This window comes from Streptococcus viridans, from assembly GCF_900636365.1.
GTDB lineage: Bacteria > Bacillota > Bacilli > Lactobacillales > Streptococcaceae > Streptococcus > Streptococcus viridans_A.
Window position 1 is genome coordinate 1,191,217 of record NZ_LR134266.1, and the last position, 25,606, is coordinate 1,216,822.

At 40.5% G+C, this 25,606-nt stretch carries 24 protein-coding genes; 2 read left to right on the forward strand and 22 right to left on the reverse strand.

The genetic code is table 11. The features are described 5' to 3' along the window. Nucleotides 1-17: 17 nt before the first annotated feature. From EL081_RS06340 to EL081_RS06435, 20 genes are all read right to left on the reverse strand, one after another. The gene (locus EL081_RS06340; protein ID WP_126404438.1) at nucleotides 18-1,220 is read right to left on the reverse strand and encodes an ABC transporter ATP-binding protein; all 1,203 of its coding nucleotides are present in this window, start codon (nucleotides 1,218-1,220) and stop codon (nucleotides 18-20) included. Next, nucleotides 1,220-2,026 carry an ABC transporter permease gene (locus EL081_RS06345; RefSeq protein WP_126404439.1) on the reverse strand — a complete coding sequence of 269 codons (807 nt, stop codon included), beginning with the start codon at nucleotides 2,024-2,026 and terminating at the stop codon, nucleotides 1,220-1,222. Before EL081_RS06345 ends, EL081_RS06340 begins: the two co-directional genes overlap by 1 nt. After that, nucleotides 2,026-2,967 (reverse strand): glycosyltransferase family 2 protein, encoded by a 942-nt coding sequence (locus EL081_RS06350; protein WP_126404440.1) that lies wholly within the window; start codon nucleotides 2,965-2,967, stop codon nucleotides 2,026-2,028. The genes EL081_RS06345 and EL081_RS06350 overlap by 1 nt, the downstream gene beginning before the upstream one ends. After that, on the reverse strand, nucleotides 2,964-4,112 hold the full coding sequence (gene cps2T, locus EL081_RS06355; protein WP_126404441.1) for a beta 1-4 rhamnosyltransferase Cps2T: 1,149 nt from the start codon (nucleotides 4,110-4,112) through the stop codon (nucleotides 2,964-2,966). The genes EL081_RS06350 and cps2T overlap by 4 nt, the downstream gene beginning before the upstream one ends. A 99-nt stretch (nucleotides 4,113-4,211) precedes the next feature. Next, nucleotides 4,212-5,060 carry a dTDP-4-dehydrorhamnose reductase gene (gene rfbD / locus EL081_RS06360; protein WP_126404442.1) on the reverse strand — a complete coding sequence of 283 codons (849 nt, stop codon included), beginning with the start codon at nucleotides 5,058-5,060 and terminating at the stop codon, nucleotides 4,212-4,214. 64 nt (nucleotides 5,061-5,124) lie between these two features. Next, on the reverse strand, nucleotides 5,125-6,051 hold the full coding sequence (locus EL081_RS06365) for a glycosyltransferase family 2 protein (protein WP_126404443.1): 927 nt from the start codon (nucleotides 6,049-6,051) through the stop codon (nucleotides 5,125-5,127). Between the two features lie 56 nt (nucleotides 6,052-6,107). Then, the gene (locus EL081_RS06370; RefSeq protein ID WP_232011392.1) at nucleotides 6,108-7,082 is read right to left on the reverse strand and encodes a glycosyltransferase family 2 protein; all 975 of its coding nucleotides are present in this window, start codon (nucleotides 7,080-7,082) and stop codon (nucleotides 6,108-6,110) included. A gap of 99 nt (nucleotides 7,083-7,181) precedes the next feature. After that, a complete protein-coding gene (locus EL081_RS06375) occupies nucleotides 7,182-7,964 on the reverse strand; it encodes a glycosyltransferase family 2 protein (protein WP_126404445.1) in 783 nt (260 codons plus the stop codon). Continuing rightward, entirely contained in the window at nucleotides 7,948-9,231 is a 1,284-nt protein-coding gene (locus EL081_RS06380) for a lipopolysaccharide biosynthesis protein (protein ID WP_126404446.1), read from the reverse strand. Before EL081_RS06380 ends, EL081_RS06375 begins: the two co-directional genes overlap by 17 nt. Continuing rightward, nucleotides 9,215-9,550, reverse strand: coding sequence for a DUF2304 domain-containing protein (locus EL081_RS06385; protein WP_164555436.1), 336 nt, complete (start codon nucleotides 9,548-9,550; stop codon nucleotides 9,215-9,217). The genes EL081_RS06380 and EL081_RS06385 overlap by 17 nt, the downstream gene beginning before the upstream one ends. Nucleotide 9,551: 1 nt before the next feature. Next, nucleotides 9,552-10,262, reverse strand: a complete 711-nt coding sequence (locus tag EL081_RS06390; protein WP_006597366.1) for a glycosyltransferase family 2 protein — start codon at nucleotides 10,260-10,262, stop codon at nucleotides 9,552-9,554. A 148-nt stretch (nucleotides 10,263-10,410) separates the two neighbouring features. Further along, complete coding sequence (locus EL081_RS06395; RefSeq protein WP_126404448.1) at nucleotides 10,411-13,398, reverse strand: CocE/NonD family hydrolase; 2,988 nt, start codon at nucleotides 13,396-13,398, stop codon at nucleotides 10,411-10,413. Between the two features lie 275 nt (nucleotides 13,399-13,673). Next, nucleotides 13,674-14,744, reverse strand: coding sequence for an ABC transporter substrate-binding protein (locus tag EL081_RS06400; RefSeq protein WP_126404449.1), 1,071 nt, complete (start codon nucleotides 14,742-14,744; stop codon nucleotides 13,674-13,676). Beyond that, nucleotides 14,741-15,514: an ABC transporter permease gene (locus EL081_RS06405; RefSeq protein ID WP_126404450.1), complete on the reverse strand. Its 774-nt coding sequence runs from the start codon at nucleotides 15,512-15,514 to the stop codon at nucleotides 14,741-14,743. Before EL081_RS06405 ends, EL081_RS06400 begins: the two co-directional genes overlap by 4 nt. After that, nucleotides 15,511-16,317, reverse strand: coding sequence for an ABC transporter permease (locus EL081_RS06410; RefSeq protein WP_023023685.1), 807 nt, complete (start codon nucleotides 16,315-16,317; stop codon nucleotides 15,511-15,513). The genes EL081_RS06405 and EL081_RS06410 overlap by 4 nt, the downstream gene beginning before the upstream one ends. Beyond that, a complete protein-coding gene (locus tag EL081_RS06415; protein WP_126404451.1) occupies nucleotides 16,298-17,455 on the reverse strand; it encodes an ABC transporter ATP-binding protein in 1,158 nt (385 codons plus the stop codon). The genes EL081_RS06410 and EL081_RS06415 overlap by 20 nt, the downstream gene beginning before the upstream one ends. Nucleotides 17,456-17,660: 205 nt before the next feature. Next, nucleotides 17,661-18,563 carry a UDP-N-acetylmuramate dehydrogenase gene (murB, locus tag EL081_RS06420; protein WP_126404452.1) on the reverse strand — a complete coding sequence of 301 codons (903 nt, stop codon included), beginning with the start codon at nucleotides 18,561-18,563 and terminating at the stop codon, nucleotides 17,661-17,663. A gap of 134 nt (nucleotides 18,564-18,697) precedes the next feature. Next, a complete protein-coding gene (locus tag EL081_RS06425) occupies nucleotides 18,698-19,624 on the reverse strand; it encodes a hypothetical protein (RefSeq protein WP_126404453.1) in 927 nt (308 codons plus the stop codon). A gap of 156 nt (nucleotides 19,625-19,780) precedes the next feature. Continuing rightward, the gene (gene thrB / locus EL081_RS06430) at nucleotides 19,781-20,656 is read right to left on the reverse strand and encodes a homoserine kinase (protein WP_126404454.1); all 876 of its coding nucleotides are present in this window, start codon (nucleotides 20,654-20,656) and stop codon (nucleotides 19,781-19,783) included. Nucleotides 20,657-20,658: 2 nt separating this feature from the next. Continuing rightward, entirely contained in the window at nucleotides 20,659-21,945 is a 1,287-nt protein-coding gene (locus tag EL081_RS06435; protein ID WP_126404455.1) for a homoserine dehydrogenase, read from the reverse strand. 221 nt (nucleotides 21,946-22,166) lie between these two features. Between EL081_RS06435 and EL081_RS06440 the strand changes: the two genes are divergently transcribed. After that, complete coding sequence (locus EL081_RS06440; RefSeq protein ID WP_126404456.1) at nucleotides 22,167-23,084, forward strand: polysaccharide deacetylase family protein; 918 nt, start codon at nucleotides 22,167-22,169, stop codon at nucleotides 23,082-23,084. 59 nt (nucleotides 23,085-23,143) lie between these two features. On the opposite strand, the gene EL081_RS06445 is transcribed toward EL081_RS06440, so the two are convergent. After that, nucleotides 23,144-24,100 (reverse strand): ABC transporter permease, encoded by a 957-nt coding sequence (locus tag EL081_RS06445; RefSeq protein ID WP_126404457.1) that lies wholly within the window; start codon nucleotides 24,098-24,100, stop codon nucleotides 23,144-23,146. 2 nt (nucleotides 24,101-24,102) lie between these two features. After that, nucleotides 24,103-25,182, reverse strand: a complete 1,080-nt coding sequence (locus EL081_RS06450) for an ABC transporter permease (protein WP_414485340.1) — start codon at nucleotides 25,180-25,182, stop codon at nucleotides 24,103-24,105. Here EL081_RS06450 and EL081_RS10060 point away from each other — a divergent pair. After that, nucleotides 25,082-25,339, forward strand: a complete 258-nt coding sequence (locus tag EL081_RS10060) for a hypothetical protein (protein WP_164555420.1) — start codon at nucleotides 25,082-25,084, stop codon at nucleotides 25,337-25,339. The genes EL081_RS06450 and EL081_RS10060 overlap by 101 nt on opposite strands. The last annotated feature ends 267 nt before the right edge of the window (nucleotides 25,340-25,606 follow it).

Here is a 25,606-nt window from a genome sequence, read left to right on the forward strand (position 1 = left end):
AACCTACACCAAAGAAATTATTCCCACTTGCCTTGACGGATTAACAATCCAGTAGAAGAATCCAACTCTGAACGATTTGTTCGATCCACAACCCGATCAATTGAAAAGACTGGAGTGTTCGTTGTCGACAATATTGCTAAGTTTTCTTGATTTTCGTCTCTTAAAAATGCTACTAGCCTTAACTTCACATGATTAAAGTACGGCAACTTACATTTATAAGTGATTTTTTTAGAGCCGACACCAGATAATGGAATATCCATGGAATTATCGTTATAAAGTCCATTCCCAGTAGAAATATCAACAAATGAAAAGGCTATATGAGGATTAACAGAATCATCTAAGAGATTAAATGCAAACTCAATAATGACCTCATCATCCGGAGTTATTTTTTTAGGAGAAAGCAGTCTAGCTGTAAAACCTTCAACTTCCATTGTGACTAAGCCCTCATCTTCATTTCCACTAGGATGGGAGCTCGATTCCAAATTGTCAAAACTATATTGATCTGAAACATCAAAGGGATCACCAATTGCCTTCACTAAACCATTTTCAATCAAAACAGCCTTGTTACAATATTTCTTGACGGCTCCCATATCATGGGTAACCAAGATAGTGGTTTTCCCTGATTTCTTGCGTTCTTGGAAGTAATCATTACACTTGCGCTGGAAGGCTTCGTCTCCTACTGCTAGGACCTCGTCCAAAATCAAGATATCGCCTTGGGCCTTAATGGCAACTGAAAAAGCAAGACGAACCTGCATCCCTGATGAGTAGTTCTTGAGCTTCTGGTTCATGAAGTCATGCAACTCAGCAAAGTCTACGATGTCATCATACATGGCATCAATTTCAGCTGTTGAGAAGCCCAGCATGGCACCGTTCATATAGACATTTTCTCGACCAGTCAGTTCAGGGTTGAAACCGACGCCAAGCTCGATAAAGGATACCAACTTCCCATCAATGGTGACGGAACCTTTTTCCGGCACATAGATTTCGGAAATAATTTTTAAGAGGGTTGATTTTCCAGAACCATTTCTTCCGAGGATCCCGAAAAAGTCTCCTTTTTCTACTTCAAAAGAAATATCCTTAAGAACGTGCTGTTCTTTATAGCCTTTAATGCCTTTGAAGCGATTAACCATAGCTGTCCGAAGACTGTTGGTTGCCTCTGTTGGCAACTTAAAGTACTTGCTGACATGGTCTACTTTTACTGCAATTTGTTTATCTGTCATTAGAGAATCTCCGCAAATTTCTTAGCATGTTTGTTAAAGTAAGCAAAGCCAGCAATAAAAATAAGAATTGGCAAGACATAAGGAATCAGTACCAAGAACTTATTCTCCACCAAAAGCCAGACTGGGGTGTTGGCCTTATCAATCAAGAAATAACGCATGTCTTGAATAATTTGAGCCAAGGGATTCATCATGACCAACTTAGCAGCCCATGGATTGCGATCTGCAATAAAGGTAATCGGATAGATAATTGGCGTTGCATACAATCCGGCTTGCAAGAGCACTTCCCAAACTTGACCTAGGTCACGGAAACGGACAAAAAATGTCGCTAAGATCAATGCACATCCTGTCGCCATCAAGAATAACTCAAAGAATAGCGGAATGACCATCAAGGCTGTCCAAGAAAATGTCACCCCATTAAAGAATGAAAAAATCAAGACCACAACCAGGTTAATGACAAAGTTAATCGCTGCTCCTGAAATTGCGGACAAGACAATGATGTGTTTGGAAAAGTTCAACTTTCGTAACAGGTCGCCTCGACTAACGATCGACACCATCCCCATGGAGGTCGCTTCTGAGAAGAACCCCCAGACTACATTGGCCAACAAAAGGGCAACTGGGAAATGGGGTACATCTCCACCCAAGCGTAAAAATCGGATGAAGACAATATACATAATACTAAAGGTCATCAAGGGCTTTAAAATCGACCAAAGATAACCAATTGCTGATCCTTGGTAGCGTAATTTAAAGTCTGTTTTAATTAACTCTCGTAATAAAATTCGATTTTTCTGACTAAAAACGTCAAACATTATTTTTTACCTCGATATGCAAACTTTGTCAGAATCAAGCTAGTAAACACAAAGGTGTGAAAAGCTCGGTTCTTACGGTAACCATACTGACGAATCCGTCTCAAACGTTCTCCTAGCGGTACGTCCATGATGGTCACAAAGTTCTCAATAATTTCTTTATTTTGGGGACTGACTGGTAGATCCAATAAATTTTTTGCTTGTTCTTGACTGGACTCGATGAGATTCCAATATTTAGCAAACAAAATATGAGGACGAACCCAGTTTTTTACCCGTTTTCTTAGGGTTCGAGCTCCAAGAACGTTGCTACTGTGCTGACGGTATAATTCTGTCGGCTGATCGATATAGATGAGCTTCCCAAAAGCAGTTGCCAACAATGCTAGGTACCAATCATGCATGAGAAGCGCATGTTGTTCCTGACCTGTCCATAACTCAGCTAGCGCATGGTTAATCATGGCTACTCCGCCAGTCACCGTATTTTCCGTCAATTCTTGAATCAGTTCCGTATTGGCATGATCAGACTGGGTGCGAATCATACTTTCGTGTTGCACATTCAAGTTTTCATCAACCACTTTTAAATCTGTGTAGACCAGCAAAGGCTCCTCTTGCGGATGTTTCTCTGCTTCTTCCACTTGTAGGGCAATCTTTTCAGGAAGCCAGACATCGTCTTGGTCACTGAAGCAATAAAGATCAGCCTTTTCATATTTTAAGAGTGTGTGAAAACTCTTGATGACACCCAGATTTTCGATGGCTCCTTGATTGATAAAGCGGATGCGCTTATCCTGAGCTACCAGCTCTTGAATGATTTCCACCGTACCATCTCTCGAACCATCATCCCGAATCAAGAGTTGCCAGTCTGGATAGGTCTGGTCTTGGATACTTTTGACCTGCTCTTTTAGATACTGCTCACCATTGTAGGTGGACAACAAGATATTTACTTTCATGATAAGAATAATTCCTCGTACTCACCTACAATTTTTTCCCAGGTAAAGTTATGCTTCATGTTGGTTTTAGCTAATTGACCCCATTCAGATACATCTTCTAAAGAATCAACCTGGTTGATCAAATGCGCTAAATTCCCAGTTTCTTTGGTCCAATATTGGGCTGTATCCTTTGCGACCGTTTGGTTAAAAGAGACTCCTAGAACCAAATTGAGGTCCGTCTGGGCAAGTGCTTCTAAGAGGCCCGGATTGGTTCCACCCACTTCATGACCATGGATATAGGCAAAGGCCTCTTTACGGATATACTTCAATAGGTCTTGATCATAGACCGTTCCTACAAACTTGACGCGTGGATCCTGATCAAAGCCTGTTCGAGCTCGGAGCTCTTCAAAATAAGGATTGCCTTCATGATTACAAATAATGACCAAATCCCGCTTACTTGAAGAGGCCATAAATTCACGAATGGCAGTCTCGTAGTTATTTTCTGGAACAAAGCGACCCAAGATTAGGTAATAGTTTTTCTCTTTTGTCTGCCACTTCTGATAGAGTTCTCTGACTTTCCTATCCTGACTGGTCAGGCTAGTCGGAGACAAGTCCGTCCCATAGGCAATATAGGTCGTCTTGGACCAGGGATAGGCTTCCTTGATATAGGACTCGATACCAGGGTTGTCAGAAATCACCAAATCCGCATGGCGCGTCATGATCTTTTCAGAATACTTGAGATAGGCTTGGATCGGTTTGGCCCACTTGGCCCGCTTCCACTCCAGTCCATCTGGATTGATATAGAATTTTCCACCCATTTTATGAATCTTACGCGCAAAGGGTGCCACGAAGGCCCCAATTGTATTGCCCAAAACATAAAAAATCGGCTGTGTAATTCCTTTCTTTTTGATAACCTTCAGGGCATAACTGATGGCCATCATATCATAGGCAATGACGCGTGCAGGCCCAAGCTTCGGAGCTTTAATCGTAAAACAATCGACACCCTTGTAGTCAAAATGTTGATAGGCTTGATCATTAGAAAGGCAAGCAACATGGTACTGGATTTCTGAAGACACTTGATGGGAGACCAATTGGTCCACAAAAGTCTCAAAACCGCCATATTGAGCCGGAAGCCCACGACTTCCGATAATAAAAACGTGTTGCATAATATTCCCTTTCTAACAATTTACAGTCTATTCAATTATACCATTTTCTAGGCTTTTTGCCTAATTCAAACAGAAAAGCGACCCTAGGGACGCTTCTCTTTACACTTCTTGTTTATAGAACTCTTTCAAGGCATCCTTCCAGCTTGGAATGACAAAACCTGTCGCCTTGGCCTTAGCCAAGCTCATCGTTGAGTTCAGTGGGCGTTTCGCCTTAGCTGGGAATTGGCTAGAATCCACTGGTTTCACTTCAACATCCGTATCTTTGAGGATTTCAACCGCAAAATCATACCACGTTGTATCCTCTGCTGCATCGTTTGACAAGTGATAATAACCATATTCCTTACGGTTTTCAGCTAGATAGGTCATAAACTCTGCCAACGTACGTGTCCAAGTTGGACGACCATGTTGGTCATTAACAACGGTCAAAGTCTTGTGAGTCTTGGCTAGATTTTGCATGGTAAAGACGAAGTTTTTACCATAATTTCCAAATACCCAAGCTGTACGAATGATGTAGAAGTTCGAAACATGCTTCTCAACCAATTCTTCTCCCATGCGTTTTGTACGGCCGTACTCTGTTTGGGGATCTGGTTGATCGTCCACTTCCCATTCTTGTCCAACTGGCTTATTCCCATCAAACACATAGTCCGTAGAGATATAGATCAAGGTTGCACCATGTTTTTCAGACGCCTTCGCTACATTTTCCGTACCAGTCACGTTAATAGCATAGTCCAACTCTTTCCCTTCATCTTCAGCAGCATCAACGGCTGTATAGGCAGCACAGTGATAGACTAGAGTTGGCTTCACTTGCGCAAAAACCTCATCTACTTTCTCTGCATTTGTGATGTCCATTTCCGCCACATCAACGGCTACATATTCTTCATTTCGTTCATCCAACAAATGGCGCAACTCAGTTCCAAGTTGACCATTTGCTCCTGTAATTAAAATCATGGTACTTTCCTTTCAATTGCTTTATCCCTATCATTATAGCAAAAAAAGCAGAAAAATTCTGCTTTTACTTGCTTTTCTCCTTGATGACATAGACTGGTCGATTCTTAGTTTCTAAAAAGATTTTACCAATATATTTACCTAAAATTCCTATGGTTAGCAATTGGAAGCCCCCAAGGAAAAGAATCACTGTCATGAGGGATGGCCATCCAGAAGTTGGATCTCCAAATACTAAGGTCCGGATCACAATCAGAACCATCATGACAAAGGCTAACACCCAAGATAAAAGTCCACCAATAAAGGCAATATTTAGTGGGGCGTCTGAGAAGTTTACAATCCCTTCGATTGAGTATTTGAAGAGGGACCAAAAATTCCAGGAAGTCTCTCCTGCCACGCGCTCTACATTTTTATATTCTAGGTATTCTGTCTCAAATCCAACCCAGGCGAAAATCCCTTTAGAGAACCGATTGTACTCAGATAGTTCAAGAATGGCATCGACCATCGGGCGACGCATCAAACGGAAATCACGCGCTCCGTCAACCATTTCCACTTGACTGATATGATTGATCAATTTATAAAACATCCGTGCAAAGAAGGATCGAATTGGCGGTTCCCCGTCACGGGTTACCCGACGGGTTCCGACGCAGTCCAAATTTGGCTGTTGATCCAACCTCTGCTTCATTTCGATCAATAACTCTGGCGGATCTTGTAGGTCCACATCCATGACCGTTACGTAATCTCCTGTAGCGTGTTGGAGGCCAGCATAGAGTGCAGCTTCCTTCCCAAAGTTCCGTGAAAAAGAAAGATAATGGGCACAAGGATTCAAGAGATTGAGTTCACGTAAAACATCTAAAGTTTTATCAGAAGACCCATCATTAATAAAAATATATTCAAATTCTTCCCCCATGGAGGTCCGAACCCTTTCCATTTTTTCATAAAACAATGGAATCGATTCTTCTTCATTAAAACACGGGACTACAACTGATATAACCATTCATTGCTCCTATTAACATTTGCTACTATCTTATCGATAGACTATAAATTCTCTAACTATCCTTTACAATACAGTTTTGCAAACAGTTTTAATAAACCGACTTTTTCAATCAAGTTCATTGTAAAGATAGCTAATTTAACCATCAATCTCTCATCTCTAATTTCTCGATTAAAAACAGAAAGTGTGGACTTCATTCCATTTATCCTGATCCAGTCATTAATTTCTTTATATTGACGTAAAAACTCTTCACTTGTGGAATGTCTCCCACCGTCCAATAACCAATAAAGAGTAAATTTTTTTATAAAGAATTTAATTAATTTAGTTTCAGAAAAATCATTTGGGATAATTCCTGCTATCTTATCAAGAACATTCTTGATATCTAATTTTGGATTAAAACCCTTATTTAATGTATTAGATGCACTATTCTCATTGTAAAACCAATTATATCCACAATATGGTATGGTTCTAATATTCTTAGATTTTGTATATACGGTTAAACTGAATAATAAATCCTCAGCCAACGGAATATCTGGAAAAGAAAGTTCGTTATCTACTATAAATTTTTTTCTATAGATGCGAGCACATGGTGAAATTGATCGATATTTCGACCATTTATCTTTACCCAATTGGATAGAAAATAGTTGTTTACCATCTTGGTTTACTCTCTGAAGTCCTCCAATAACTGCATCATCCATCCCTCTTGAGATTTCATCGTAAAATACTTGCAAGTAGTCTGGGTTTATGTAATCATCACTGTCAATAAACATGATGAATTCACCTTTCGCAAGCTTAATACCTTCATTTCTAGTATATGCCGCACCTTTATTTTCTCGGCTCAAAATTCTAATATTTGTAGAAAATTGTTGGTATTCATTCAATATTTTGAACGAACCATCTTTTGAACCATCATCAATTGCAATAATTTCATATGATTTAAAACTTTGGTTCAAAACTGAATCTATACATCTTTTCAGGTATAATTCTGCATTATATACTGGAATAATAACACTAATCTTAGGCGCTTCTTTCACAATTTTATCCTTTATATTTATAAACATCACTCATAGTTTTTACAGATAAGCAAGAAAATAGAACTTTTATATTGTTAGCAAACCTCAAACAAGTAATATTTAACCATTTGTATCCTGACTCTTTTTATAAAAACGATTTAAACATTTCGCTAATCCTTTTGGCCAAAAAAGTTTATACATCATGTAATCTTCCTTAGTTCGAGTATTATCACTAATGGTATTACTCGTTTCAGAATCTTCATGAATACGATGGCACATTAATTTTTTTGGAACATATACAAATCTGCCATCATATTTAGCTAAATGATACCAAGCAAGCCAGTCCAGGCTAACTCTCCATTCCTCATCAAATCTAAACCCCTTAACCAATTCTAAATTATAAGTTACAGCAGGGCAACAAATCGGATTTCCAAAAGCAAGAATACGATTTCTCCACCATTTAGTTTTAGGGAATAATGAAATTGTTTTTAACATTAATGATTTGATTTTTAGATTTGAAGTCGGTTTAATGACCTCTCCATTTTTTTCTTCAAAATAATCGGAATAAAGAATAATAGCATCTTGATACTTCTTTATCCTCTCTTGAATTTCCATTAAATAGGTTGGTTCATAATAATCATCCTGATGGGCAATTGTAGCATATTGGGTGGTAACAAAAGATAAAGCATTATTCCAATCTTTCCCAATCCCACCACCTACACTTGTATTAAACGGAATGGCATATTTCTGGCAAACACTTTCGATAAAGACACTTGGAGTAGAGGTATATAAAATAATATTACTTTTTACGGTTTGACTTAATAACGAGTTTATACAATCCTCTAAATAAGGGCTATCCCCGTAGGCACAGATTACAAATGTATGATCATTCCACTGATTCATATTTTTGAATTTCCTTCCTTCTCATAATTACAAAGACAATCCAACTCGCAAGCGTGTAAAATAACATAACTATAACAAAACTAAGCCCTGCTCCAAACAAGCCAAATTCCCTCATCGCTAATGGCGTAAGAAGATTTGTCAACAACGCCATTGCGATATAAACATAGAGTAGATAGACTTGCTTCCTCAATATAATTAAAAAATCACCTATGACAGAAGCTATAGAATATAAAAAGCCGGAAAGCACTAAAATAGTAAGTAATAAACTATAATTTGATAAATCAATACCACTTATAATATTCAAAATAGGGATCCCTAACAAATAGGCTAGTATTGATACTACCAGTCCCAAAATCATAAGTAATAATAAAATCTTACGAACCATAGCATTAAACGTATGAAACTTTTTTTCTGACCATTTTTTTGCCAAATCAGTAATTAACGGTCTTAATGCTAATACAAATAAACTCATAAAGAAAACAGGCATGAATAGAATACTGAAGTCTCTTTGAGCACCTTCACGTAATACACCCTCGACTAGCAATTTATCAATCACTTGTTTTGGATAATTCAATACATACACTAATAAAAAACCATTGACAAACAAGGGAAGACAAGTTTTCATGATACTAATTGAACGCTTAAATGTAGTATATGAAATCTGATTAAAGGGTATCGTTCTAATTTGTTTGGATTGGAAATAATCACCTAAAAAAACAAATAAAACATTAAATAAGCATAAACAAATTAAAGAAAAAATTAAAGAATTTGAAAGTAACAAAGTAATTAGGAGAATGATTGTGCTCAAACCATAACGTAGCACCATTAATTTCCCTGCTATATCTAAACGTTCATGTTGTTGAAACAATCCTTGGAATAAGTCAGAAAAAGCATCACAAGAACGATAAAGCACCGTTAGGATTATAATTAAAAATAAATTTCCTTTTCCAACATTATTTCCATTAAAAAGTAAATATGGAAATAATGTGACTAACATCAAACAAACTGTTATTACCCTAGTTAGCCAATACTCCAAATAGGAGTATGTTTCTTTCAAATCAGTCGCCTGATAATTTCTTACTTGAAACATACCAATAACAATCCAGAGATTCCCAATTGCATAAGCCAAACTAAAATTATCAGCATCACTTGCGGAAGTATATCGAGAGACAATAATCAAATACAATATAGAAACTGCAGCCGCTGCTATATTCCCAGCAAAATTCCAAAAATAGACACTCCTATTTGCTTTATTGTTCATTTTCATTCTCACTTCTTAATAAGGCGATTGTTTGTGACAATTTCTTAATCTGTACTGATTGCTTTGATACAGTACGAGTTAATGAAAATATTAAGAATATTAATAAAAATGTACTTAATAAAAAAACAAAGTTACTTAATGTCTGAATCCCAAGAAATTCAGATATTGTTCCAATCAAATTAGGAAACCAAATGACTGGCAACGAGACGATACAAAGAATAAGCCAAGAGATGACATTTCTCATTTCAACAACTTTCTTTGCAACTAGTCTCAGAATATAAACCATAAAAATAATTACAATAATGGTCAACCAAATATTTAGCATTTTATTTCTTATATCCTCCACCAATTCTAGCCAATAACATTGCCATAGTTACTTTAATCATATAGTAAACAGATTTGCTTAATGTGATAGATGATTCCCCGTGCTCTCGTTCATTCATTAATACAGGCACTTCTGCAACTGAATATCCTGAGGTTAACAGGGACACAATCGTCTCTGGTTCTGGATAATCACTCGGATATTGCTTGGCGAATTCCTCAATCACTTTTCGGTCAGCAACTCGTAAACCAGAAGTTGGATCTGTTACCTTTTGACCCGTCAAAACCTTGATTAATTTTTCAAAAAATGAAATTCCAATCCGCCGCGCGAATGAGGATTGGAAACCTTGGTTCTCAATGAAACGAGAACCAATCACCATGTTGACTTTTTGTTCTTGAAGAACTTCTAACATTTTTTTAATAAATTCAGGATTGTGTTGGCCGTCTCCATCTACTTGGACAGCGTATTGGTAGCTGTGTCTAACTGCATATTGATATCCTGTTTGTACAGCGCCACCAATTCCTAAATTGATGGGTAAATCAATGACATTAAATTGATTCCTTTTACAAATTTCCAGAGTATTGTCTGTGGAACAATCATTGATAATGACATAGTCAAATTCTGGCGTATGTTCCTCAATCATCTTGATTGTTTTTTCTATATTACCACTTTCATTATAAGCAGGAATAATAATTAGCAATTCTGAAGTTCTCAATACTTCTACATTCCCTTCTAAGCATATCACTTCATTATACTATATTTAAGGCTTTTTTTCTAGTTCAGGGCAATGCTTAGAAGTACGCAAACGACTGAAAAATCAGCTCCCCTAAAAAATAGGAAAGCTGGTGATTCAATCTATGTGACTAATTTTCTCTTTCTTTTAGTTGGACGATTCCCATTCCGACTAAAAGAACGATTCCCAACACACTTGAAGTGACTTCAAAGTTGGTGGTCATTCCAGTTTGCGGCAAATAAAGTCCTTCCTTACGAGTACTGCTCACTTGAGGGAGATCTTCATCCACCGTCTCTGGTGTTTCTTGTTGGTAGTTGACAGCTAGTGGTGCCAGCATATCCTTCTTGCTAGACTCAACTGCTAATGAACCTGAATTGTATGGTGTATAATCCTTGTTTGGCATCTGCTCCTTCTGATTCACGGATGGTACAAGGGGATCCAATGGATACTCTGGTAGGGGTTCTTCAACAAGTGGAAGGACCTGATAAGCCTCATCCTTTTCATTTGGAACATACCAAGCATAGCGAAGACTACTTTTTTGAACAGTTGGTATTTCTGCTACGATGGACCGTGTTTTCAAACGATAGGAATACGGATCATCCGTCCAGACATAGTTACTATCAAAGGTGGTAAAGACTAAGCCCAGTTTATGCCCCTTCTTAACCGTGTAAAGATTTGGTTGTAGATAGACGGTGTAGTTCCGAAACTCTCCGAGCTTGGGATCGATGCTACTACTTGAGCTAGCGGAGGCATAGCCTGCATCAGGATTGGCTAGGTTGATCCAACCAGAAGAGATGACCTTATACTTGGTTTTAATGGTTCCAAATTGTTTGTTGGCAATATTTTTTAGATTGCTTCCCATCCAGTAGCCTGATTCAGAAAGCGTGTTGAGAGGCATTTCTTGGTACTTGTAGCCAGCTTCATCATAGGTAATCTTATTGGAAGCGACATCAAATTCCTCATCGGAGAGATCGACCAGTTGCACATTAACTTGGTAGTCTTTGATCTCTTGATTGGTTAGCTTGGCTAAGGCAGCTTGGAAATGGACGGGAATATGCCCTTTAATAGTCACATCTTCGGTAGCCTCAGCTGCAAACAAAGCATTGGCAGTAGACGATTGCTTGGTGGTATGAGAATCCCGATTGGTCCAATCCATCCCTGCCCCATAGTAATCATTATCAATGGTTTCTTCCTCTCGTCTAGAAAGGGTCTTCAGGGTCAATTGATTGCTAGACTCCCAGCTAGAATAGTGTTCCCACTTAGATGGATCGTAGTTATTAGACACGGTTACTTCTGGTAAAGACTCTACCTGATTTTCTGCATCATATAGGTAGTGACTAAACCAAAGATTGAGAAGGTCACTAACACTTTGTTGGCCCTCCTTAATTCCGAAGCGTTTATTGACAGGATAAATATGATCTCCTTGATAGAGGTAAAGCTTCACAGGTTGTCCAGCCTTCTTCAAAGTCTGATACATCAGGTCAAAGTGTTTGGTTCTGACATTATCATCATTTAGCCCATGCATGACTAGGGCACTGGCCTTGAATTTTTCTGGATGAAGGGTATAATCGCGATTTTTCCAGATGTCGCTATAATTATAGCCATGTTTATGTTGGTCGCGATTCAACTGAGTAATGTAGCGGGCATAGTCCTCTTTAATCTTGTTCCAATCAGCCGGATCTAGAATCCGATTGGATACATAGACAGACAAATGAGACAAATCTCTATAAGGACCGACGTTAAAGGTCGTTCCTTGACTGTTGTAATAATCATACCAGCTTGCGATTCCAGCTGCAGGGACGATAGTCTTTAAACCTTCGACTCCTGTCGCAGCCACTCCAAAAGTAGTGGTTCCTGCCCATGACAGGCCTGTCATACCGACTTTTCCATTTGACCAGTCTGCTTTAATAGCAATATTCGATGTCTTATCTGTATAAGCAACACGTTTGCCATTTAGCCATTCAATGACACTCTTATAACCAGCTACTTCCAGGTCGCTTCCTGTTGTATTAATTCCCTCCGACTGATAGCTTCCCAATCCAGATGTAGTAACCACGGCATAGCCTCGCACCAAGAAATAGTTGTACCAGTTAATATTTTCATAATCGTAGCGAGTGAAGGTCGCATCACTCTCATTTGGATTTTTATAGTACCAGTCTTTGGAATCTGCCTTTTTAGCATGTTCTAAAGTCGTGGTAGAACCAGTTTGACGACGAGGATCTACATAACGATAGAGGTTCTTGTTGTCAAACTCGCCCTCTTCTTTTAGACCAATTTCGCCAAGGGTTTCCTTATTAGTTGTTCCTGCTACGTAAGGACTTGCCTCATAGATAGTAGAGGCTTTGAAATCCCCATTGGCAACAGCTTTCGGTAGTTGAACAAATGTTTTAATAAGATCTCTTTTGCCATCTCCATCTGTATCATAGTCTGATTCGACATAGACCACAAAGCGGACAATATCACTCTTTTCATTGGAATAGCCAGTTTCTACATCACCCGGAGTAAAAGGAAAAATAGGCTGGGTCTTGCCATTAAGGATGAGAGGTTCTTTTTTCTCTGCACGATAGGCCTCTCTTAATTTCTTAGCAATTGAAATCATATGATTTAGATTCTGGACGGGCTCATCCTTGCCTACCCCGTCCGGAATCATCCCCAAGCTCTTTGCAAACTCAAGTCGATCATCAATCGTTGCACCTGTTTGATCCGGTTTGGCCTCCGCCCATTTCAGCAACTCGTCTGCTGTTTCTCCTATGGTCAAATTTTGATTTGCCACATTTGGATTTTCAATCAAACTAGAGAGTTTTCCTGACGTTTCTGATACCGATAAAGGTTTCGGTAACCCTCCTAAAGTATCGTCAGTTTCAGTTAGCTTGCTAGCGTCCACCTCCACTGGGCGCTCTTCCTCAGCATCTGCCTCCACTACTGAATTAAGGCTTGCAGTTTCAGACTGGGCATTGGTTTGTGAATTCTCTTTAGAAATAGTTTCTGGAGAACGAACTAGCTCAGCAACTGCTTCGATCGGCTTTTCAGCTTGCTCATCGGCTTGAACCTGATTGGCTATTACTATAGGCGATAGCAATAAAGCAGAAAAAATAAAAGTAAGCTTCTTTTTCCTCATAATGAAACTCCTTTAAAATTGTAGAAAATTGAAAGAAGGAAAGCCTTCTGACAAAATGACAACGTTTACAACTTTATTGTAGTCTCTCCAGACTTTATAGTCAAATCAAATAAAAAGCCATTATCAAAATATAATCTTTCTGAAAGTTGAAATAATTGAAAAAGACCTATGATAAATATTTTATAGTTTTCATACCCTCTTTTCACATAAAAAAGCAAGTTTCAATCCGTTTTTTTACCGGTAGAAACTTGCTTTAACTTTTATAGAATTTTATCCTACTTGCGATACATCTTCACTTGTAGGTAGAGATCGTTATAGACGCCCAACCACTTCTTGCCAAGTTGTTCGTAGACTTCTAAGTTCTTTAGCGTGTCATCACTTGGGTAGAAGGACTGGTCTTCTTGGACCTCTTCTGGTAGCATCTTCTTAGCTTCTTTGTTCGGTGTGGAATAACCGACATAGAGAGCATTCTTATATGCATTTTCTGGGCGAAGCATGAAGTTGATAAAGGCATAAGCTGCTTCTTTATTCTTCACGGTCTTTGGAATGACAATGTTGTCAAACCAAAGGTTACTGGCTTCTGATGGGACGACATAGCGGAGGTCCTCATTGGCCTCTAGCATTTGACTGGCTTCACCGGAGAAGGTCACCCCAATAGCCGCATTGTTCTGGATCATGTAGCCTTTCATTTCATCGGCTACAAGGGCCTTGATATTGGGCATCAAGGTATAAAGCTTATCAACAGACTCTTGTAATTGCTGAGGATCCTTGGAGTTGAGACTATAGCCTAAGCTATTGAGTCCAATCCCCATGACCTCACGCGCCCCATCGTACATCATGATGTCATTCTTGTACTCTGGTCTCCATAGATCCGCCCAGTGCTCAGGGGCCTTATCAACCATCTTGCTATTGTAGATGATGCCAAGAGTCCCCCAGAAGTAAGGAACTGAATACTGATTGTCCGGATCAAAATCCAAGTCCAAGAAACGTGGGTCGATATTGTCTAAGCCTTTCAGTTTGGACTTATCCAACTTTTCAAGCAGGTTTTCATCCATCATCTTAGCGATCATGTATTCACTTGGGATAGCAATATCGTATGCCGTTCCCCCTTGCTTGATTTTGGTGTACATAGCTTCATTGGAATCAAAGGTATTGTATTGGACTTGAACACCTGTTTCTTTGGTAAATTCCTCAAGCAATTCAGGATCGATATAATCTCCCCAGTTGTAGATGACCAGCTTGTCACTGTCTTTTGGATTGGTCTTGGCTTCAAGACGGGCACTTAGCCCCGCTAATACGAGAATCACAACGACAATCCCTAGCAAGAATGAATAGAGTTTTTTCATACTGTCTCCTCCTTCTCTCTAGTGATAAAGTAATAGCCGACCACCAGTAAGATACTGAAGAGGAAGACCAAGGCAGAAAGGGCATTGATATTCAATGAAATCCCTTGGCGAGCACGTGAGTAAATCTCAACAGACAAGGTCGTAAAACCATTTCCTGTGACAAAGAAGGTCACCGCAAAGTCATCCAAGGAATAGGTAAAGGCCATGAAATAACCGGCGATAATGGCAGGTGTCAAATAAGGAAGCATGATTTCCTTCAACATCTGCACCTGATTAGCTCCTAGATCATAGGCTGCATTGACCATATCACGGTTCATTTCTTTCAAGCGTGGCAAGACCATCAAGACTACGATTGGAATCGAGAAGGCCACGTGACTCATCAAGACCGAGGCAAAGCCAAGCTGGAACTTGATCGTCGTAAAGAGGATCAGGAAGCTAGCTCCGATCATAACGTCAGGTGCCACCATGAGGATGTTATTGATGGACAAAAACGGTCCTTCAAATTTCTTCTTAGATTGGTAGATATAGATCGCCCCAAAGGTCCCAATAATGGTCGCAATCAAGGCTGACAAGAAGGCCAAAAGGAAGGTCTGTGAGAGGATCAACATGAGACGCGTGTCCTCAAAGAGACTTTGGAAATGCTCCAAGGTAAAGCCTGTAAAAGCATTCATATCTCCGCCAGCATTAAAGGCATAGGAAATCAAGTAGAAGATTGGTAGATAAAGGAGCAGGAAAATCAATCCTAAATAGATACGTGAAATCTTTTTCATCGTTCACTCCTTTCTCTCGTTACCCACATGACTAAGAGCATAGCAAGGATCAAGACCACTCCAATGGTCGAACCCATTCCCCAGTTTTGCGTTGTGAGGAAATGTTGCTCGATGGCAGTCCCCAGCGTAATCACTCGGTTCCCTCCGATCAAACGCGTCAACATGAAGAGACTCAAACTTGGAATAAAGACCGATTGGACACCAGAGCGAACCCCATTCATAGACAGTGGGAAGACAACCCGACGGAAGGTATCCCACTTATTAGCTCCTAGGTCATAGCTAGCATTGATGAGATTTGGATCCAAATCATCCAAGACATTGAAGATAGGAAGGATCATAAAGGGCAACTCAATGTAACTAGCGACAAAGATGAAAGAAAAGTCCGTAAAGAGGATCTGTTGAGGACCAATCCCGATAAAGCTCAAGAATTGGTTAATAGAACCCCCTTGACCAAAGATCCCGATAAAGGCATAAGCCTTGAGCAGGAGGTTGACCCAGGTCGGAAGGACGATCAGCATGAGCCAGAGTTGACGATGCTTGAGTTGGGTCAAAAAATAAGCTGTCGGGTAAGAAATCAAGAGCGTTACAAAGGTAACGATCCCAGCGTAGAGAATGGAGTTAAAACTCATCTTCAAATAAGTCCAATTCTGCGCTGTAAAAAAGGTTTGATAGTTCTCTAAGGAACCCTGTCCCTGGACATTGACAAAGGATTGCCAGATGATCAAGGCTACAGGAGCCAAGACAAAGAGGAGGATCCAGAGAAAGTAGGGAACCACAAAGAGGTTAGAGGTTGTTTTCTTCATCTCTTTCCTCCTCGATGGCATTGATCAATCCAGCTTCTTGCTCTTCCACTTCTACGTATTCTTCGATCCGAGCATCAAACTCTTCTTCCGTTTCATTGAGACGCATGACGTGGATGTCTTCAGGCTCAAAGTCCAGACCGATTTCTTCACCCACGATAGCCTTACGCGTCGAGTGAATCATCCACTCATTGCCCAATTCATCATAAGCAATGATTTCATAGTGAACGCCACGGAAAAGTTGCGTATCCACCTTCACCTGGAGCTTACCTTCTTCAGGCAGTGTAATCTGCAAGTCTTCGGGACGAATCACGACTTCGACCGGTTCGTTTGGCCTCATCCCACCATCGACCGACTCAAAGCGTTTGCCGTTGAATTCTACTAGGTAGTCTTCGATCATAATTCCTGGAAGGATGTTGGATTCACCGATAAAGGTCGCAACAAAATGGTTGATGGGCTCATCGTAGATATCAACTGGTGTCCCTGACTGGACGATTTCTCCTTCGTTCATAACGAAGATCCAGTCACTCATCGCTAGCGCTTCTTCCTGGTCATGGGTTACAAAAACAAAGGTAATACCCAAGCGTTGTTGCAATTCACGAAGCTCATACTGCATGTCTGTCCGCAACTTCAAGTCAAGGGCAGACAAGGGCTCATCCAAGAGGACTACTCGCGGTTCATTGATAATAGCCCGTGCAATGGCTACCCGCTGGCGTTGTCCACCAGAAAGTTTCTGGATGGAACGTTTCTCAAAGCCTCCCAATTGCACCATCTTGAGGACTTCAGTCACTCGTTTCTCGATTTCAGCCTTGTCTATCTTCTTCAAACGAAGGGGGAAGGCAACATTCTCAAACACATTCATGTGTGGGAAAAGGGCATAGGATTGGAAGACGGTATGGACATCCCGTTTGTTAGTCGGCACATCATTGATCCGAACACCATCCAAGAGGACATCCCCTGTTGAAGCGTCTAACAAACCGGCAATGATATTCAGAATCGTTGATTTACCAGATCCTGAAGCACCGAGGAGGGTATAGAATTTCCCTTCTTCCAACTCAAAGTTGATATCTTTGAGAACCACTGTATCGCTGTCTTCAAATACTTTTGAGACATTTCTAAACTCAATAATTGGTTTTTTCAATTCACATAAATTCCTTCTTTTTCATGCGTTTCCTTCTGAGACCAACCACTAGTCTCATAGGCTGACGAGCGAACCCGTCAGGCCACCAACACCTCTCGGGGACTTATAAGACTGCCCCACCTATTTTCGGTATCGATAGGCACTCACCCCCCTTCTAAAGTAGGAAGGGTCTACCCTAGAGTAACCCTTATTCCATCTTGAACCCTTAATCTTTCCCAATAATACGGACTTCGCGCTCCAAGGTCACACCAGCTGATTTTTCAACTGTCGCGATGACATGAGTGATTAAGTCTTCATAATCTTTGGCAGTACCATGATCGACATTAATCATAAAGCCAGCATGCTTTTCAGAAACCTCTACACCACCAATCCGGTGTCCCTTTAATCCAGCTTCACTAATCAATTGTCCAGCAAAGTGACCCACTGGCCGTTTAAAGACCGAACCACAAGATGGATACTCAAGTGGTTGCTTAAGCTCACGCAAATGAGTCAAGCGAGCCATTTCTTGATTGATCTGATCATAGTTGCCTGGCGCTAGGGCAAACTTAGCAGCAATCACCACATCTCCTGTCTCTTGGATATTGGAATGACGATAGCCAAAGGCTAATTCTTCTGCTGTTAAGGTTTTAATTTCTCCTTCTGGAGTCAAGACCTTACACGATTGGAGAATGTGAGCAATCTCACCACCATAGGCGCCAGCATTCATATAGACAGCTCCACCGATGCTACCTGGAATCCCACAAGCAAATTCAAAACCTGTTAAGCTATGGTAGCGGGCTACATGAGTCACATCGATCAGCTTAGCACCTGCCTCTGCTTCAATCACATACCCATTGACCCGGATATCATGAAAATGATCAAACATGATCACAAAGCCTTCAATCCCACTGTCACGGACGATAATATTGGAAGAATTCCCCAAGACCATCCAAGGGATTTCCTGGGCATTTGCAAAGGTAACAATTCGTTTTAATTCATATTGATTACGAGGAAAGGCTAAATAATCTGCCGCCCCTCCAACCTTGGTATAGGTGTATTGTTTGAGTGGCTCATTGAACAAAATCTCAATACCAGCCAATTCCTCTTTGATTTGCTTTACGATTTCCATCTCACAACTCTCTTTTATACGTTATCTTATCCATTATAACAAAAACCAGCCCACTTTTCGACCCAGAAGTAAAAAAACAGAAACAGCCAAAGGACCGATTCTGTTTTAATTTTTTTAAACAAGGGTTAATTGAATTAGCCAATCTTACGTGCAATCCCACGTGTTTTTTGAGTAGACAAGGCTGAGCTAATGGCAACACCACCCCCAATAATAGTGAAGACTGCCAACATAAAGAAGTTAAAGAAGTATTTTTCAGGTGCTTCACCATTTAGTACAAGGGAATTGATCAAATCAAATCCATCACTAAAGTCGAGTCCAAGCTGTTTAACTGCTTCTAAGGCATAGTCAAATTGGTGAACGAGAACAATAGTCACCAACAAGAGGATACTAGAAATAACTGCACCAAGTTTGCTAAATTTCTTCCCTAAGATCTCATAGCCTTTGACAACACAGATCCCAAGGATAAAACCAGCATAAAAAGCTACGTAGCCGAGACGGGCAATAAAAAGAGTAACAGCCCCTCCAATAATGGCACCAATAAAGGCACCGACTGTTCCAAGAAGGACATTTTCTTTCTGACTATTATATGAATCTGTTTCAATTTTTAGTTGGGAACTCACAATTTGATAGTTTTCTTCATTCATCAAGAAAAGGGAATCTCCAATCTGGTAGAGACCAACCGGTCCTTTTTCACCAGAGTATCCACAAACAGTGTAGAAGCCATTGGTTTGTAAAAATTCCAGGATTTCTGTTACGGCTTGGTGAATGTTTTCAACCGTTTTTGCTTTGGTCATCCCAGCTTTTACAGTGAAAGTTGTGACATATTGGTTGAGGCTAATGCTCTTCAGAACAGAAGATTCTTTGACCATTTGATGCAATTGAGCCGCTGCTTCTTCTGCATCATCACGTGAGACAGAAAGAGCAATGGTAAAAACATTTTTTGTGTCGGTTTCTTTCATTAAGAAGAAATAGCCAGAGTTTTCCCCATAAATAGATGAGGTTTCCGGATCATATTGGAATCCAAGTTCCGTAGCAAGTTGATGACGTTCAAAGTCTTTCATTAGAATTACAATCTCCTTTACAATTCTATCTATCTTTCGAATAATTGTTTATTATCCTAAAATAATTTGATAGACAAATGATTTATAGAACTATTTTATCATAGATAAATAAAATTAGATAGACTAATTTAGCCTATCTAATCATTTTTTATTGAATCAAGATTCACTGTCCTCTACCTTCACACCAGTTGTGTCAATCTTTAGTGAGAAGACCTGACCATTTAAGCCCTTAGACTCCAAGTCTTTGGCAAAGGCTTCTGTATGTTCAACTGGAAGCAAGGTCATAATAGTTGGACCTGCACCAGAAAGGTAAGTGGCATAAGCATCGTGTTGATGCGCAACTTCTTTGACTTGAGGGAACTCTGCAACCAGCTGTTGGCGGTAGCGTTCATGGAAGCGATCCGCTTCGATAGCTTTTCCTGCAACTCTCAAGTCTCCCTTAGCAAGGGCAGCAATAGCCACGTTTGCAATAGAACTAGCTGCCACAGCTTCCTTATACGTCCACTCACTTGGAAGGACATTTCGACTATCGCTAGTCTTGAGTTCGTAATTGGGGACAAAGGCTACCAAAGCACACTCAGGGAATGGAAGGACCAAATGATTGGTCTGCTGATCCACATAGCTCGCTACGACCAGATTTCCAAAAATAGCTGGGGCTACGTTATCAGGATGCCCTTCAATTTTTGTCGCAATTTCTAGTTTATCTTCATCACTTAAAGCTAGCTTGCCCAGTTGATTGGCCAACTCAATCCCCGCAACGATAACAGAGCTAGAAGAACCAAGTCCACGCGCCAAAGGCACTTCACTGGTCATCTTGAGACGATGAGGAGGCAAATCGGCTGTGACTTGGAGAGCCGTTTGAAGCAAGAGATTCTCTTCATCGCTTGGAATCTCCTCTCCCAAGTCGTGTTCAATCCACCAGTTTTCTTGCGCTTCTAGCACATCAATGGTCAAATACTTAGAAACAGCGATACCAACAGAATCAAATCCGGGCCCTACATTGGCACTGGTTGCTGGAACAATAATCTTCATGCTTATTCTCCCAAGACCTTAAAGGTATTCAAGAGTTCGAAATTCGGCTCTGAATCCAGTTTTTCAACCAAGTTCTTGAATTGGGTTTGGTTGACTTGGTGGGTAATGATGACCACACTTGCAAATTGACCATCTGAGTCTTCTTGGAGGATTTGCTTGAAGGAAGCTCCTTCTGCATTAAAGATCTCCGCGAGACGCAAGATTTGACCAGTCGCATCTGGTGCCTTGATTGAGAAGTAATAATTGTTCTTCACATCTTCAGGCTTAGCCAATTGAAGAGGGCGGCTGTATTCATTGAAGGCTTTACCGATCGTTCCTTCTTTTAGACGACGGACAATACGAACGATGTCGGCAACGACACTAGTCGCAGTTGGTTTTTGGCCTGCCCCTGGTCCGTAGTACATAGACTCACCAATCCCGATTGATTCCACATAGACCGCATTCATGACGTCGTTCACACCAGCAAGTGGGTGTTGTTTTGGAAGGAAGGTTGGTGTCACCTCTGCTGCAATCCCTGATTCCGTTTCAACGATCGAGCCAACCAGTTTGATCACATAACCAAGGCTTTGAGCGACAGAGACATCTTGTGGAGTGATCTGGCTGATCCCTTTGTGACCTACTTGGTCAAATTGGATGTTCATCCCAAAGGCAAATTGACTCAAGATCACCATCTTGTAGGCTGCATCGATCCCTTCGACGTCATTGGTTGGGTCACTTTCAGCGTAACCAAGGCGTTGCGCTTCTGCTAACGCATCTTCATAAGTCCAGCCTTCTTCCACCATTTTGGTCATCATGAAGTTGGATGTTCCATTGACCACACCGAGTACTTTGGTCACCTTGTCAGAAGCCAAGGAATTCACCAAGGTTCGAAGGATTGGGATCCCACCAGCTACGGCCGCTTCATAATAAAGAGCTACTTGGTGTTTTTGAGCAACCTCTAGCAATTCACTTCCATGAACAGCTAGAAGGTCTTTGTTCGCAGAGACCACATGCTTACCTGCTTCCAGAGCACGGGTGATAAAGGTTTTCGCTGGCTCAATCCGGCCCATCAATTCAACTACGATGGCAATCTCTTTGTCTTCAATGATCTCATCGACATTGGTCACAAAGTTGTAGTCATGGCCAGCCGCTTGCAAGCTTTGCTTTTCCGCATCATCACGAACAAGGACCTTAGCGATCTCAATGTCATCCTGAGCAGCCTGGCTGATTTTTTCATGGTTTTCTTTTAATAAAAATGGTACGCCACTGGCAACAGTACCAAATCCTAATAAGGCAATTTTAACAGACATGTTGGTCTCCTTAAAAATCTAATATATTCCATTATATCAAAAACTAGGCCCTTCTGACTAGTTCTTTGGCCTTCATCCTCTACAAGAACTTTACCTTTTGGGATTTAGACCTCCTCTTAAAAGCAACTAGCAACTCATTCCTACAAAAGCCGGCGAGATTCCCTGAAATTTTTCCCCAATTGTAACTTTGTCTTTAAATGATTTCCTATCCCTGTGATATAATGATAAGAAATAAGAAAGGGGTCTCTATGAATCACCGAAAAAGACGCGTCCCAAAGAAAATACGATTATTACTTATTTTAAATGCTTTTCTGCTATTCTGCATCTTCATTTTAGGCTTTTTCCTATTGAATCGTGTTGCAACAACTCCCGTTGCTGACAAGCAAGAAATAAATACAAGTCAGACGATGAAACAGCAAAGAGCTACTACTAAATGGGTAAAACAAGATCAACCTGTAAAAATCCCGATCCTCATGTACCACGCTGTTCACACGATGGCCCCTTCAGAAGAAGCCAATGCCAATCTCATCGTGGCACCTGAAACCTTTGAGAGTCATCTCAAAGCTCTTAAAGAGGCCGGTTACTACACCTTAACTCCTGAAGAAGCTTATCGGGCACTCACCAAAAACGAACTGCCGGAAGGTGGCAAAGTCGTTTGGTTGACCTTTGATGATGGAATTGCTGACTTTTATACCATAGTCTATCCTCTCCTAAAAAAATACCAAATGACCGCAACCAACAATATCATTACTTCCTTTTCTGACGAGGAAAGACCCAGTGTTTTAACCTTCGATCAGATCAAAGAAATGAAAGCGCAAGGTATGACGTTTGAGAGTCATACAGTATCTCATCCAGATTTGGCCCGATCAGATAGCTCTCGTCAGGAATCTGAACTAGCAAATTCCAAACATGTACTAGACAAGAAACTCCATCAAACCACTACTACCATTGTCTACCCTGCCGGTCGCTACTCTGACGTCACCATGGAACTAGCAAAAAACAATGGCTACAAAATGGGCTTAACAACCAACAATGGACTAGCCAGTCTAGATGACGGCCTTTACTCACTAAATCGCCTGCGGATCTTACCTACTACGACAGCAGAAAACCTACTTGCAGAAATGCAAACTAATCCATAAACATACAAAAAGCACGAGTCCGAAATGACTCGTGCTTTCTTTCTCCATAATGGAGGCTTTTATTTGGATTTGATGTAGTTCACACCATCTGCTTTTGGTGCAACCGACTTACCAAAGAAGGCTGCTAGTACGATGATGGTCAAGACATACGGAGCAATACGGAGGTATACTCCAGGAATATGAGCAAGGAAAGGAATCTGCGTAGATACAACCGCCAAGGCTTGTGAAAGTCCAAAGAATAGACTTGATAGCATGGCACCGATTGGGCTCCATTTACCAAAGATCATAGCCGCTAGGGCGATAAATCCAGGTCCCACAATGGTAGTGGCAGAGAAATTGACAGAAGCAGATTGTGCATACAAGGCACCACCAACTCCTCCTAAAAATCCAGAGATGAGCACACCATAGTAACGCATGAGGTAAACATTGATACCGAGAGTATCCGCAGCTTGTGGGTGTTCACCGACTGAGCGAAGGCGAAGACCGAATTTCGTTTTAAACATGATAAACCATGCTACAAATGAAAATCCAATCGCGACATATCCCATTAAACTTGTATTCTTGAAGAAGATATCACCAATGACAGGAATATCAGACAAGAGAGGAAAATCAAATTTACCAAATGACAAATCGATATTGTTGGTTTGACCTTTTCCATAGATGGCTTTTACCAAGAAGACGGCTAAGGCAGGAGCCAACAAGTTCAATACTGTACCACTCACCACGTGGTCAGCACGGAAGTTAATAGTCGCTACCGCATGGATGGCAGAGAAAATAAGACCAACCAAACCACCTGCAAGGAGAGACAACCAGATTGTCATGCCACCAAGAGAGCTAGCAAAAGTCAAGTTAAACACAACCCCTGTGAAAGCTCCCATAACCATGATACCTTCCAAACCAACATTAACGACACCAGCATGTTCGGAGTAGGCTCCTCCGATACTAGTGAAAATGAGGGGAGCAGCATAGACCAGCATATTCGATACAAGAATCGTTAGTATAGCAACCGTATTCATTCTTACTCTACTCCTTTCATTTGTTCTTTAATTCTGATAAATTTTTCGATAATGTAGTGAGCACTTACAAAGAAGATGATCGAAGCTGTCACAATATTGACAAATTCAGGTGGAATAGTCGCTGTGGTCATACCTGGTGCACCGGTTTGCAAGGTTCCGAGCAAGAAGGCCGCAAAGACAATCCCAATAGGAGAATTGCTAGCAAGTAGAGCAACCGCCATCCCATTAAATCCAATAGCCAAAGATCCAGCTTGAACATAAACGTTCTGGAAGGTACCAATCCCTTCTACTGCTCCACCGATTCCACAGAGGGCACCTGAAATCACCATGGAAAGGATGATGGTCCGTTTAGCTGACATCCCTGCATAGTCTGAAGCATTGGGGTTGAGACCAACAGAACGAATTTCAAAGCCAAGTGTTGTTTTCTTGATAATGAACCAAACTACTGCAACGGCAATCAAAGCGATAAAGATCCCGATATTCATCCGCGACTTAGTCAATTCAGTCAGAAAACTTAATTTATAACTTGCATTTTTGGAAACTGTAATGGTAGATTCCGTATTTGCCATAAACTTTTTAGGAAAATTTCGGATAATTTCATTTCCAGCAAACAATACGATGTAGTTCATCATAATGGTGACGATGACTTCACTCGTACCCAAAAATGCTCGCAGAAGTCCCGGAATCAAACCGATGACACCACCGGCAATTGCAGCCACAAGGACGGTCAAAGGAATCATCAGGATTCGCGGAATATTTGGGAAGGACAAAGCGAACCATACTGCCGCAATCCAACCAGCCAAGGCCTGTCCTGGTAAGCCGACATTGAAGAATCCAGCTCGGCTAGCTACTGCAAATCCGAGAGCGATCAAAATCAGAGGTCCCATAGTACGGAAAATTTCACCCACATTTTTAATGGAACCAAAAGCTGTCCTGAAAAGTTCTTCATAACCCCAAAGGGCGTCAAATCCAAAGATCCACATGATGATCGCACCGAGTAAAATACCTAAAAAGGTTGAAACAAGAGGTATAACGATTGGAACATATTTCTTTGGAACTTTTGGAAGATATTTATCTGGAATTTTAGGAAAAGAAAACCTTTTAGGTATATTTTCACCATCAGTTTCTTCCTTACTTAAAATACTAGACAGACATATACCAAAAACTATTAGAGAAGATGCAAGTGAAAGGATTAGACCTATTCCTACACTAGCCGAAACACCTAGTGGTTTTAATTGATTTACAAGTTCTAGAACATCATTTAACGTAAACATCGTAATCAAGGATATAACAATGCTGACAGTTGATAAAATAAGAATAGCTAAATCTATTAATCTTTTTTTATTCGTTAAATAATAACTTAGAAAAGCTAAAAGAATGGTAATAATTGAAAAAGTTAGAATGATTTTACCATAACCACTACTAATTCCTACAAAACCAAAGTGTCCACTTTTTCCTAGTGTAACTCCTCCCCATTCTAAAAAAGGAGCTATTGCTGATAAAATA